This is a genomic window from Lysinibacillus sp. NPDC096212 (assembly GCF_044763105.1).
In the GTDB taxonomy this organism is placed as follows: Bacteria; Bacillota; Bacilli; order Bacillales_A; family Planococcaceae; genus Lysinibacillus.
On the sequence record NZ_JBIWFQ010000010.1, the window covers coordinates 125,544 to 138,605 of the forward strand.

General features: G+C 34.9%; 13 protein-coding genes. 7 read left to right on the forward strand and 6 right to left on the reverse strand.

Annotated elements, in window-relative coordinates; all coding sequences use genetic code 11:
- A partial coding sequence (locus ACIQ7T_RS12245; protein WP_402870591.1) for a DUF1266 domain-containing protein occupies positions 1-754 on the reverse strand: 754 nt, incomplete at its 3' end.
- A 417-nt stretch (positions 755-1,171) separates the two neighbouring features.
- Here ACIQ7T_RS12245 and ACIQ7T_RS12250 point away from each other — a divergent pair.
- On the forward strand, positions 1,172-2,017 hold the full coding sequence (locus ACIQ7T_RS12250; RefSeq protein WP_402870594.1) for an MBL fold metallo-hydrolase: 846 nt from the start codon (positions 1,172-1,174) through the stop codon (positions 2,015-2,017).
- Positions 2,018-2,121: 104 nt separating this feature from the next.
- Here ACIQ7T_RS12250 and ACIQ7T_RS12255 read toward each other — a convergent pair whose 3' ends face one another.
- Positions 2,122-3,531, reverse strand: a complete 1,410-nt coding sequence (locus tag ACIQ7T_RS12255; protein ID WP_402870596.1) for a sodium:solute symporter family protein — start codon at positions 3,529-3,531, stop codon at positions 2,122-2,124.
- Positions 3,532-4,848: an aspartate aminotransferase family protein gene (locus tag ACIQ7T_RS12260; protein WP_402870599.1), complete on the reverse strand. Its 1,317-nt coding sequence runs from the start codon at positions 4,846-4,848 to the stop codon at positions 3,532-3,534.
- A 235-nt stretch (positions 4,849-5,083) separates the two neighbouring features.
- Here ACIQ7T_RS12260 and ACIQ7T_RS12265 point away from each other — a divergent pair, with 235 nt between their 5' ends.
- From ACIQ7T_RS12265 to ACIQ7T_RS12280, 4 genes are all read left to right on the forward strand, one after another.
- Positions 5,084-5,983, forward strand: a complete 900-nt coding sequence (locus ACIQ7T_RS12265; RefSeq protein ID WP_402870601.1) for a LysR family transcriptional regulator — start codon at positions 5,084-5,086, stop codon at positions 5,981-5,983.
- A 300-nt stretch (positions 5,984-6,283) separates the two neighbouring features.
- Positions 6,284-6,832 (forward strand): PadR family transcriptional regulator, encoded by a 549-nt coding sequence (locus tag ACIQ7T_RS12270; protein ID WP_370080300.1) that lies wholly within the window; start codon positions 6,284-6,286, stop codon positions 6,830-6,832.
- Between the two features lie 63 nt (positions 6,833-6,895).
- Positions 6,896-7,591 carry an ABC transporter ATP-binding protein gene (locus ACIQ7T_RS12275; protein ID WP_402870603.1) on the forward strand — a complete coding sequence of 232 codons (696 nt, stop codon included), beginning with the start codon at positions 6,896-6,898 and terminating at the stop codon, positions 7,589-7,591.
- An 11-nt stretch (positions 7,592-7,602) separates the two neighbouring features.
- Positions 7,603-8,310, forward strand: a complete 708-nt coding sequence (locus tag ACIQ7T_RS12280) for an ABC transporter permease (protein WP_402870606.1) — start codon at positions 7,603-7,605, stop codon at positions 8,308-8,310.
- Between the two features lie 626 nt (positions 8,311-8,936).
- On the opposite strand, the gene ACIQ7T_RS12285 is transcribed toward ACIQ7T_RS12280, so the two are convergent.
- From ACIQ7T_RS12285 to ACIQ7T_RS12295, 3 genes are all read right to left on the reverse strand, one after another.
- Positions 8,937-9,290 carry a cupin domain-containing protein gene (locus ACIQ7T_RS12285; RefSeq protein ID WP_402870608.1) on the reverse strand — a complete coding sequence of 118 codons (354 nt, stop codon included), beginning with the start codon at positions 9,288-9,290 and terminating at the stop codon, positions 8,937-8,939.
- Between the two features lie 20 nt (positions 9,291-9,310).
- Positions 9,311-10,225, reverse strand: coding sequence for a class I SAM-dependent methyltransferase (locus ACIQ7T_RS12290; RefSeq protein ID WP_402870611.1), 915 nt, complete (start codon positions 10,223-10,225; stop codon positions 9,311-9,313).
- 147 nt (positions 10,226-10,372) lie between these two features.
- Positions 10,373-11,059, reverse strand: a complete 687-nt coding sequence (locus ACIQ7T_RS12295; protein ID WP_402870614.1) for a DUF421 domain-containing protein — start codon at positions 11,057-11,059, stop codon at positions 10,373-10,375.
- Between the two features lie 368 nt (positions 11,060-11,427).
- Between ACIQ7T_RS12295 and ACIQ7T_RS12300 the strand changes: the two genes are divergently transcribed.
- Positions 11,428-12,234 carry an aminoglycoside adenylyltransferase domain-containing protein gene (locus ACIQ7T_RS12300; protein ID WP_402870617.1) on the forward strand — a complete coding sequence of 269 codons (807 nt, stop codon included), beginning with the start codon at positions 11,428-11,430 and terminating at the stop codon, positions 12,232-12,234.
- A 232-nt stretch (positions 12,235-12,466) separates the two neighbouring features.
- Complete coding sequence (locus ACIQ7T_RS12305) at positions 12,467-13,024, forward strand: cysteine hydrolase family protein (RefSeq protein ID WP_402870620.1); 558 nt, start codon at positions 12,467-12,469, stop codon at positions 13,022-13,024.
- Positions 13,025-13,062 lie beyond the last annotated feature (38 nt).

A 13,062-nucleotide genomic window follows, 5' to 3' on the forward strand; every position in this document is an offset into this window, starting at 1 on the left:
CAGATTCCTGTACTGTTGATCGCTTAATGTTAAATTCATTCCAGATCGAGTCCTTTTCATCTAGCAATTCCTTTCCATTCCAAATGATGTCGTAAACGTCACCCTCGTAAGCAATGGCTCGGCCAAATGCAAATGAAATAAAATAGTCCTTCCAGGATTGGAATGCATGGCTTCCGGCATCAGCTGCTCGCGTTATATAGCTCCATGTCTGTTCCTCGGTAATATAACCAACTATGTAGCTCCATCTTGCAACATTTACAGCTCGGTCAAAATCCCAGGCAGCAATAGTGTCCACCCGTTCAAAATCGGATTTCGTAAAGGAAAGTTTCTTCATCATCGCTTTTTGGGCTGATTCAAAGCATTCCTGCGATTTTCCCACTTCCTCTTCTGTAAAAGACTGGCCAGCTTTCAATGCCATAAAAAGCTGACCAAACTTCGTACGATGGCCTTCAGTAAGCAGCCATTCCAGGGTTTCTACAGCCTCTTCCGGATTATTAACGTCCCAATATGAAGAAAGGACCTCCCTCAAAGTTTCATTATCTACATCTATCGGCAGTATCCGTGGCGAATCAGTGCGGTAAAGAGCGAGATTGGCACCGTAGGCTAGTAAATGCTGTTTCTCCTTCGGTAAAGGGTTAGCCATCTCCATTTCTAATCGTAATTTTTTTTCATTTTTCTTAATTCGCTTGCTCGCTGTAATTAAACCTACAATAAGTAAAAACACAATCACTACGATAATTCCTACAATATACATAAGGATCTTCAAACTGGTACATTCCTTTCCATGCTTTTTATTTGTCGCAGTTTAAATCATGCAACACCAACTTTTAACAAATGATAGTAAAATTATACATTTACAGGTAATGTTATGCAATCAGACTATTTTATTACTTGTCTCTGATAGTTAGTATGTCAATAGTTGATGGGCGTAGAGGCTTCTGGAAGAACGATTAAAAGGAACTAAAGAAAGGGGACTGGAAGTTTCTTAATTCCTTATTTGAAAAGGGATAAAATGTTGGTTCATGCTGATATATATATTTATTTTGAAACCTCATAAACTGGATCAATCAATATAACTACTAGACACAATCCATTTTTTTCTTGCTTTATTTTTACTGTATAAAGGAAAAATATGATTGTCTATATTTCAATGAAGGAAGAAGGGTTTTCCATGCATAAAGATATGAATTATGGTAGCGACTTTAAATATATTCCAGCAACATCAATTTGGAGTGGAGATGGTGTAGAAGTATTGCCAGATTTATACCAACATACGATTCAAATTGTTAATATCGTACTTTACGGTGAACCTCATAAGAAAGAGTTCGTATTAGTTGATGCAGGCATGCCAAAAAGTGCAAAGGAAATTATTTCAATAGTCGAGGAGAGATTTGGATCAAATTGTCGACCTAAAGCATTAATTTTAACGCACGGGCACTTTGATCATGTTGGGGCGATAATTGATCTAATTGAACATTGGGGTATGCCGGTTTATGCCCATCCTTTAGAATTACCTTATTTAACTGATATAAAAAATTATCCTGAACCTGATACTACTGTAAATGGTGGCTTAATAGCAAAAGTATCATCCATTTTCCCGAATGAAGCTATTAACTTAGGAAACAACATTGAGGAGCTCCCGTCCGATGGGAGTATTCCATATATGGATGGTTTTCGTTGGATTCATACTCCGGGCCATACGCCAGGTCATATATCTTTATTTCGCGAAGAAGATAGAGCGTTAATTGTTGGAGATGCATTTGTTACGGTTAAACAAGAGTCTCTTTACAAAGTCGTGCTACAAAAAAAGGAAATTAGCGGACCGCCACGATATTTCACAACGGATTGGCAGGCTGCTTGGGATTCTGTAAAAAAATTAGAGGCATTAAAACCTTTAGTTGCTATTACAGGACATGGATTACCGATGAAGGGGGAAGAGCTTACTAGAAATTTGCATAAGTTAGCGACTGAATTTGAGCAGATTGCTTTACCTAATCACAGCAAATTCCTGAATTAATGATTCCGAATTATAAAAAACTGCATCTCCAATTGTTAGTTGTGCCTAACTATTGGAGTGCAGCTTAATTTAGATTGTCTTATAAACTTGAAACTTTTTAATATTTACTTATAAATTGACGTATTTTCCTTGTTCACATCAATGTTATTTTCGGGAATAATAAGTGTGAAACCAACAATAACAACGAGTCCAGTAATTAAACCATAAATAATCGGTAGTGTAGAAGTAATTCCAAAAATGATAAATGAAATAAAGATAACTAGTGAACTAGCAATAATAGAATAGAAAGCAGCTTTACTTGTTACACGCTTCCAATAGAGACCAATGATGAGTGGTACGAAGATAGCACCTGATAAAATTGCGTAGGCCATATCTAATGCCACTAGTATGTTTTGAATCCATACTGAGAAAATGATTGCTAACACACCTAAGCCAAGTATGACAATTCGTGATGTATTGATGATATCTTTATCAGTCATATCTTTTTTTACGTATACCTTAATAATATCGTTAGTGATTAGGGTCGCAGAGGCAAAAATAGCACCCGAAGCATTTGACATAAGTGCAGAACAAACACTAGCAAGAACAAGCCCCAACAAGCCTGGTGGGAGAATTTCTAATGCAAGGCTAGTAAACGCTGATTGAGAGTCTCCTAAATTTGGAAGTAGCACATGTGCACACATACCTACAATGCTTAGTACTAAACCATATAAAACACTGTATAGACCGGCCGATATGGCACTACTTTTCGCTACCTTTTGGCTTCTCGCTGTAAATACACGCTGCCAGATGTCTTGAGAAACCATTAAACCAAAGAAGTACAATAAAAAGTATTGGAAGATACGATCCCAGCCGATATTTGTAAGGCTAAGATGTGCTTCTGGCACACTACTAAATAGAGCTGTTAAACCTCCGACACTGTTTACGCTAAACGGGAACATAATAAAAAATACACCAATAGTCATTACTATAAATTGAATAATATCGGTTAAGGTAATACTCCACATTCCACCTAAGATTGTATAAAAGAGCACGATCCCTCCGCCAATAATCATAGAAGGAATAAGGGACCAGCCCAATAACACGTGAATAACATTTCCCATACCAATTACTTGTGTTACTACGACCATAAGGGTATAGATGGCTGTAACAATAGCACTGATAAGCTGAGTTCCTTCTCCAAAGCGCTTTCCGAGTAACTGACTAATAGTAAAAACCTCATAACCGCCAATTTTATTAACGACGAAAAGACCCAAGGCAGCTATACCAAAGCCCATCATCGAAACAAACCAAAGACCAGAAACCCCGTAATTATAACCTAATGACGTGGAACCCATAGTAGCTGCACCACCAATAATAACAGCTGCTAAACAGCCGACATGGCTGTAGTACCCTAAACGACTTCCTGCGAGGACAAAATCTTTTTCAGATTTCGCTTTTTTAACTCCTATTATTCCGATAATCATTAGGACACCAAAATATAGAAGAAGAACAAAAGTATCTAGTGTATTCATTTATTCACCCCCGAAACTTAACTCTAATTCGTATTCGGTAATCGCTTCGTCAAGCAAGGAAATTCCTAAGTCTAAATGTTCCTTATCTATATTTAATGGAGGCATCATTCGAATTACCTCTCCCTTATTACCGCTCAAATAGTAAATAACCCCTTTGTCCAGACACTTCTCGAGGATTTTCATTAAGCCCTGACCATTTGGTTCTAGGGTAACAGGATGAATAATTTCAATTCCTAGCATTAAACCAATTCCACGAACATTGCCAATCGTGTGATGTTTTTCTTTTAAGTGTATTAATTTATTTAATGCATAGTCACCTAATATTCTAGCATTTTCCACTAAACCTTCTTCTTCTAAAACGTCTATTGTAGCGCATGCAGCTGCACATGCGACAGGATTTCCGCCAAATGTAGTACTATGACTACCAATTGTCCATTGTTCCATTAACTCCTGTGAAGCTACAGTTGCGCTAAGGGGCAAGCCACTGGCAATTCCTTTTGCAATCGCCATAATATCTGGTGTCACACCAAATCGATTGGCCGCAAACCAGTCACCTGTTCGACCAAAACCAGTTTGAACTTCATCGAAGATTAATAAAATTCCGTATCGGTCACAGATTTCTCTTATTTTTTGTAACCATGCCTTTGGCGGGATCACATAACCGCCTTCTCCTAGAACAGGCTCTAAAATAACAGCTGCCACTTCATCTGGAGACACTTGATGATTAAATAAACGTTCAAAATCTTTTTCAACATGATTTGACCAATATTCATTATGGTTTAAACCTTCTGGTGTTTCCGTTAATTGAGCATAAGGTAATTGATATGTCATGTTTGCTCCAACCGGTAAATTCCTTCTGTATTTACTTTTTGATGTAGTAAGACTCAACGCTCCCATCGTTCTGCCATGGAATCCTCCAAGGAAAGAAACAACGTAAGGTCTCTTGGTTACATGTCTTGCTAATTTTACTGCACCTTCGATTGCTTCTGCTCCGCTATTTCCAAAGAAAAAACAATCTAATGGCTCTGGTAAAATCTCTCTCAATTTCTTAGCTAATAGAATAATTGAATCATAATTAATAATACCGATAGGACCATGAACTAAACGATCTACTTGATCTTTAATAGCTGTAATTACCTTTGGATGTCTATGCCCTGTATTTTCTGTAGCAATACCAGAAGTAAAGTCTAGATACTTTCTACCATCTACTCCTATATAAAATAATCCCTCAGATTTTACTACCTGCAGATTCGGAAAATCCTTCGCCATTGTGGGTGCTAATAGGCCTTCTTCGTTAATGTTTTTCCAATCAATCATAATCTCATCCCCATTTCATTGGTGTTGAAGGAATTTTCTCTCAATTCAGAAAAAACGTCAAATGCCTACCATAAAAAATTTTAATAGTTGATAAAGAAGGATAGAGATAAAAAAACATCTACATCGACCTTGCATAACACTCATAATTTCTTAAATGGAAGAAGGGTAATTATTACTTTATAATAGAAATACAGATTTAATATGTAGGAATTAGGGGAAAGTAGACGGTGATTAAATGGAACTAAGGAATTTGAAAACCTTTCAAGTGGTCGCAGAAGAATTAAATATTACAAAGGCTGCCAAAAGATTAGGGTATACACAGCCAACTATTACACTACAAATACAATCTTTAGAAAAAGAACTGAAGCACACTCTATTAACAAGAGTTGGTAAAAAGACTCTTCTAACAGCTGCTGGAAAAAAGCTAAAAGACCATGTCGATAACTTATTTATCTTTATAGATAAGATAGAAAAAGACATGGAAGAGCTACATGGACCGTCTGGCATTCTGACCATTGCTGCCTCAGAATATTATTGTACTCAACATCTTTCACCGATTGTAAAAGCTTATTTGGAAATCTACCCGACTGTGAAAATAAGTCTTCTACCATTAAATAGTATACATGCTATTAAAAGTGTAAGAGACCACGTAGCGGATATTGCTATTATTGCGAATGAATGTAATGATATTGATATTAGTAAAACTTTTTTAGAAGAGGAAAAGGCTTATTTAGTTGTTTCTTCTAGAATTAGTAAAGAAAGAAGTTTTCAAGAAATTCTATGTGAAGATACCTTTATCTCCTATGACTATCATTGTAGTTTCAGTAATATCATTGAACAATACTTCAAAAAAGCCGAATTTCAACCTCAGTCCACTATTATGGTTGGTGGAAGTGATGAGATGATAAAGCGTGCCGTGTTGAACGGAACAGGCTATGCGATTTTAGGTCAAAATGCTATTGAGAATGAAATACAGGATGGTTCGATCAGCATCCTCCAACATGTTTCAGAATCTATCATTACATCAGCCATTAATTTAAAAGTTCGCTCAAATGAACCGAATATACTAACGTTTAATGAATTTTTACAAAACGCCTGGCCAGTTAATAATAATCTTAGTAAATTATTTGATTAAATTGCAAGGATAATTAGAAAATTATAGATGCAAGAGTGCAGTCCCATTTTTTATTTTTCTAATGCGGGATATATATCTAAATTTATTTAAAAAGAAAAGCTGTAGCAAATAAATTTGCTACAGCCTGAATTGGTTCATGCCCCTTGATGGCGCAATATCATATATTTTATCATAAAAAACGTTATTGTAATATATTTTGTTTTTTGCAACATTTCAATAATAAATAAAAAATTATTGACAAAAAAATGCAGAACCGTTATATTCAATTTATTCAACGTTGAATATAAAAAGGTGATTATTATGACAAGACTATTAGTTCTTGCTATGTTGGGGCTAAAACCAATGACTGGCTATGATATTAAAGTAATGCTTGAATTAAGCGACGCTGAACGCTGGGGTGGTGTGCTAATCGGCTCGATCTATAATGCTTTGAAGAAACTTGAAAAAGATGGCTATATAGAGGTGGCTAGTATTGAATCCACAGGTCACAGACAAAAAGCAATTTACCAAATTACTGAAAAGGGCAGGGCACATGAGCAAGAATTAATTATCGAGGCTCTTGAAAAATCCTCTGTAGTTTATCCTACAACTTTATATTCTGGTGTCTCCTTTGCATTTAAACTGCCAAAAGCTAAAGCGGTGAATGCATTAGAAAAGCAGAAAATAATTTTGGAACAAGAAGAAAAGGCGATCAATGCTGGCTATGAGGCGAAATTAATTGCTATGCAAGGAGAACTACCAGCATTAACACAACTAGCATTTGATAATATGCTTGAAATTGTTCAAGTACAATCAAAATTTGTACATCAAGCTATTGAAATTATGAAAAAAAGTGACTCTCTCGAATGAGGGAGTTAAAAATTAGCCATATATTCAACGTTGAATATACAATGTTAAGTAAGGGGAGATAATGTGAAAGAACTCATTAGCGCTAGTCAATTAACGAAAAGTTATAAAGCTAGATGTGTCGTTGATCATATAAATATTGCCATTAAAGAAGGGGAGGTAATAGCTTTAGTGGGCACAAATGGTGCTGGGAAAACTACAACGATCGGTATGCTTCTTGGCATTATTCCGCAGGACAGTGGAACGATTGAATACTGGACATCCGACTACAAAAAGGAAATAGGTGCGCAGCTTCAATCAACCCCTTTTTTTGAAGGTTATTCTGTAGAGGATAATGTGAAATTATTTGGGGCATTCTATGGAATTTCACTAACAAAAAATGATATTGATGAAAAACTCGCTGCTTTTGATTTATTGCAGGTCAAAAAAACGCCAGCTATCAAACTGTCATTAGGACAGCAAAAACGGCTAGCTATTATCGTGACAACTTTGCATAACCCTAAACTAGTAATTTTGGATGAACCTTCTGCTGGATTGGATCCTAGAGGCCAAAGAGAAATTCAACAGATCATTAAACGATTGAAAAATAGCGGGGTTGCCGTGTTATTTTCTTCCCACGATATGTTGGAAGTAATGAATGTAGCTGACAGAGTTTTGGTTATGCATCACGGAAAAATAATGGCAAATGGCTCACCTGATAGTTTAATGGAGCATTACCAAACGCAAAATTTAGAAGAATTATTTTTTGAATTAACGAAGTGAGGTGCGAGAAGATGAAGGCTATTTTCGTATTAAATTTGAAATCTAGTATAAAGGATATGTATTTACTCTTTTGGTCAATATTAATGCCATTTGCTGCGATTATTGCGTTAAGGATATTTTTACCGAGTTATGCAGGAAATTATGTAGAAGGAATCATTGCCATTAGTGTATTTTTCTATTCATTTATGACCACTGCTTTTATAGCATTATCGCAAAGAAAAAGAGGGGTTTATAATTTACTTCACGCTACACCAATGCCATTATGGAAATATATCGTCAGTATTTCTAGTGCATGGGCTATAGTAGCGATTATCTTATCTTACATCGTGCTTTTATTCGCTATCGTTATCAATCAACTGAATTTTACTTTTAAAATCCTCTTATATATGACACCGATTATCCTAATAGCTTCATTAAGTTTTGTTTTTTTAAGCTTTTTTATTTCAAGTCTCGTGAAAAACGAGGGGCATTTAAGTATGACTGCAAACGTACTGATGATACCAATGCTACTTTGTAGTAATGCATTTTATACAATGGAAAAAGCGCCAAACCTTATACAATATATTAGTCTGGTAAATCCATTTGAATGGTTTGTAAATGGAATTAAAGCCGCGTTTCTAAATAATTTTAGTACATGGGGAGAATCTTTACTTCTTTTATCGGGATGCTTAGCCGTGACATTTATCATTTCCTTAAAAACATTCAAGTATAGTGAATAATAATTGAAATATAATAAATCAAGTGACTAGAACTCGAATTTGAGTCTAGTCATTTCCAACGTTACTTTACAAACCCAGCGTTCATGGAGAGTTACAAGGATGGAGAGTAAACCATATTGAAAGGAGTAGAAGTGATATTTATTCCGATTTCACTAAATTTTCCAGACAATTATTTGGAGTTGGGGAATGATAGAGAAGGAGAGACGAAATTTTATCTTGTATGATCGAGATAGAAATACTCTAAGAGTTTGTCAATAAACTATATAAAAACACTATTTCCTGAACAGAAAACTTATAGAGGGCCACTTAATTATTCTAAGTGACCCTTAGTAACAAAGTTTCGGAGGTGTAAGACTAAACCAATCTTACATTACTAACATATGATACGATGTTATTCTTGCATAGTTAATTGCCTGAGAAATAGTTTAACTTCCTTCAGCGGGTCGCTGAAAGAAGTTAAAGCCTCCGGCGGATGTCACGGAATCGGAAAGGAGTGATTAAAGGATGTTAGCCTAAAACCATCGCATCCATGCGATAACGGCTAACTGACCTGCATCGTGCAGGCCCAAGCACAAAGCCGATTCCGGACGCAATTATGTTGAGGCATAATTGATAATATTAGTAAGTCACTTTAAAGGCATAAAAGCCGCGGGATTTAATTGTTCAGATTCTATCACGATGCCGGTTAATCCTTTATCCGTTTTAGTTTCATGCCATTCACCCTTTTCCCAATAAACTGCATCTCCAGGCTGAACTTGATAATATTGCTCCTGTGCATTTCTTACAAATCCTTCGCCTTCTATAATTAAGAGAAGCTGGGGAACTACCGCTTGATGATAGCCAATAACACCGTTTTCTTCTAAATACATACACCCGAGACTAGCTGATGCTTCAGTTTTGATAATACGAGACATAATAAAACTTGACTTAAACTGTGTTATATTTTTGCCATTTTCTTTGGACAATTGATAAAATTTCATTTGATTCCTCCGAACTTAACTTATTTTTTCACAGCATGGACGTAGTGAATCGTTTCAAAGGCTGTTAAATAATCTTTTCGATTGTCAAAATAAAGCTCATTAATTGTATCTGGCGATAGATGTTCGTAAATAAGCAGACCTGAGTTCTCTAACATTTTTTCCATTTCTTCATAAGTAAAACATGATTTCATCGGTTCACCACCTGCTGCAGCCATTTTTACCATGTTGTTTACTCGATTTGAAATTCCTTGTTCTTTAAATAGTTTTTCATCTGCATAGTCCAACATTATCGAACTTCCTGTTGGTACATTGGCAAACAAGTGATCAATTAAACTTGAAATTTCATCTTTCGTTAAATAATAGGAAACACCTAGTAGACTAAAGAAAGTTTTTTTATTGTCAAAGCCGCTATCCATTAGATTTTGATATGAAAACTTTTTTGTGAAATCCATCGAAACGAAATGTACATTACTTGGAAGCTTTAAATTAACTTTAGCTAATCTTTTCTTTTTAAATTCTTGCGTTGCAGGGTGATCAATTTCAAAGATTTCCAAAATGCTTTCAAATTCCGAGTGTCTTAAGCTAAATGTATCTAACCCTGCACCGAGTATGACGTATTGCTGTAAACCCAGCAAAACTTCATTCAGTAAAACTTTTTCACAATATGCTGCACGCGCCAAGGGTGTGGGGGAGAGCTGTGTTTGCACAATCCATTTTAATAGCTCTTCAGTTTGTCCATTTAGTTTTTCTGCGATTTCTTTGTTAAAAAACTGGATGCCTTGTACCATATTTGTTTGAATGTCATGGAACTCTTGTTGTGTGATTAATTCTTGAGCTAGATAGTCATCAAAAATTTTAGGGGTATCAAATTGACTATGATAGGCTCTACTAAAAGCTGAGATTAATGAAGTTAAACTGGATTCACCTTTGTTCATGCAAATACACTCCTTCAAAAAAAATAGGATTCTCCTGGCCAGGAGAATCCTATTGTACAGATAAATTATTTAAAAGTAAATTATTGCATAAATAACTTTTTTTGTCAAGTTTTCAGTACCGATAAGCCATTAGATTTAGAAATCTCCTTAATCAAATTTTTGGATAAATATTTTACCGTTCGGTTGAATTTCTGCATAAAATACTTCTTCGATTGTTTTTATATGTGCTTTTTTTAATTCGCTATCTAGCCATTCTCTACTTTTTCCAACTTCCAGTAAATTTCGTTTCAATAGCTTACCATCTGTGATCACTTCAATGGGGATAAAAGCTGGAGATGAAGGAGAGATTTTTAAATCGATCTTTTGTGTGCCTAGAAATTCAGGCTTTTTCAAAATACTAAGCATGCCATTTGGTTCTAATATTGCATAGTCAATTTCTGTAATTGAAAAAACTTGATATTGTCTAATCATCATCGTAAGGTCATCAATATTTATTTTAGTATTTGCTAAAGCTTTTCTATCTATTTTTCCTTTTTTAATCACAATTGTCGGTTGTCCATCAAGTAATGTTCTTGCTTTTCCGGATTTTAGAGCGATGTAACTAATTAAAGTAGTAAGCGCACACCAAACAATTAAGCTTACTAAAAATTTTGTGTATACAATTGTTTTTAAAACTACCATATTGGCTGCCATTGAACCAATTGTAATACCAGTTACGTAGTTAAAGAAAGTTAAGTGACTTAGTTGTTTTTTACCTAGAAACCTCGTAAGTGTCAGAAGAACAAAAAAACTAATAATCGTTTGAACACCTACTTGTATATAACCTGTGTACAAATTCTCCCACTCCTTATCTAATCACTAGAATACCCAATGAATTTCCAAAAGATACGTCGTTACAGGGCCGAGTTCGAATTGATTAGTGTTCTATTTAAGTTTTATAAGAAAATAAATGAATCGATACAATGTTGATTCATTATCAAAAGTATAGATAACCTTTGTCTAAAACGTATGCTATGTAATTAAGTTAATTGAAGTGGGGAATGGGCGACTCCTTGAGGCTCATCGGACGTCCCCAAAGAAAGCGCCCAGTCGGAATGGAAATCAACAATACGTTTTGATGATAATCATATTAGTATCAATAATGGAAAATATAGTTGGTGTTTTGGTAATATAAGTATTATTTGATTAAAAGGAGAGTTTTTATGGATTCTAGAGTTTCTATTCAGGTTCAAAAAATTTTAAATGAATATACTACCCTATTTCAAAATAAAATACCGGATACGCTTGAAGGGTTCTATTTACATGGCTCAATTGCTCTTAACGCTTACATAAACGGTTCTAGTGATATCGACTTTATTGCAGTTGTTAATAGATCCTTAACCGAAGAAGATGCGAAAGTAATATCGGCTCTTCACAAAGAATTAAATCGAAAATACAAGAATACAGGGATGGATGGATGTTATTTACTTGTTGAGGATATTGGCAAGAAACAGAGTGAGGTAAATGGTTGTTTAAACGTCAACGAAGGTAAAACAAATTGGAGTAATGATCATATTAACCCAATTACTTGGTGGATATTAAAAAATAAAGGGATTACCATTTTAGGGGCAGATGTAGCTACATATAACTTCAGTGTAGATGAAAGAGTGCTTGATGATTATGTTTTAGAAAATATGAACAGTTATTGGTCGAGTAGATTGGAAAAAATTAAAAAATATAAAGCATTTTTAATACCAAAAAATTTAGTTGATTCAGAAGTAGAGTGGTCAATAACAGGGGTTTTACGGCAATTTTATACACTGCAAGAACATGATATTGTTTCGAAAGTTGATGCTTGTAAATATGCAACACATCATTTACCAGAAGAATATCACAATATTATTAACGAAGCCATCAGTATTCGAGAAGGTTCTAATAAACGCTATTGTAATTCGAAAAAACAACGCATTGATGACACTATTCAATGTATGGATTATATACTTAAGCAATGTAATAGTGTTAAAAACTAATGAAATGTGGTTATCACCACATGTTTTGGTGATGAGATTGAAATGTTCTGATTTGCCTATTATTACTTTTTGTGGAAAATATGATAATATTAATTCTTAAATGACAATTTCATTTTAGGGGGTAGATATTATGAACAAAAATTATGTTAGCACCGTGATAAACAAAAAGGGGAAATCGTCTAACTAAAAAATAATTATATAGCGTTTCCTCAAATTGAAAGGGGAAAATTTTTTGAATCAAGCACTACTTATTATTGATGCTCAGCAAGAATTAATGGATGGTAATGAGAAAGAAAGGGCTGTTTTTAAGAAGGAACAGCTTATTAGAAATATAAATTTAGTCATTGACAAAGCAAGAAGAGCCAATGTTCCAGTCGTCTTTGTAAGGGATCTTGATGTTGCTGAAGGTAAAGGGACAGGGTTCGGTATTCATAATGGCATTAGCGTACCTAAGGAAGCGAAGATTTTCGATAAAAAAGCAACGAATTGTTTCCATGGGACTGAACTTTTAACTCATTTACAAAGTCATGACATTAAACATGTTGTTGTGATGGGCTGTTCGACGCAGTACTGTATCGATAGTGCAGTAAGAACTGCAACTATTAGCGGTTTGGATGTCACGTTAGTTGGTGATGGGCATTCAACAACGGACAGTGATGTTTTAAGTGCAGAACAAATTATCAAGCATCATAATAATACACTTCATGGTCATTACAATGTCGAACACTTTTCTGTTGTTAGAAATTCTGAAGAAGACTTGTTTCAACCTACACATGATTCGTATCGATAAAAAAGAACATTCAAGGGCACTCAGATAAAATTAAATAT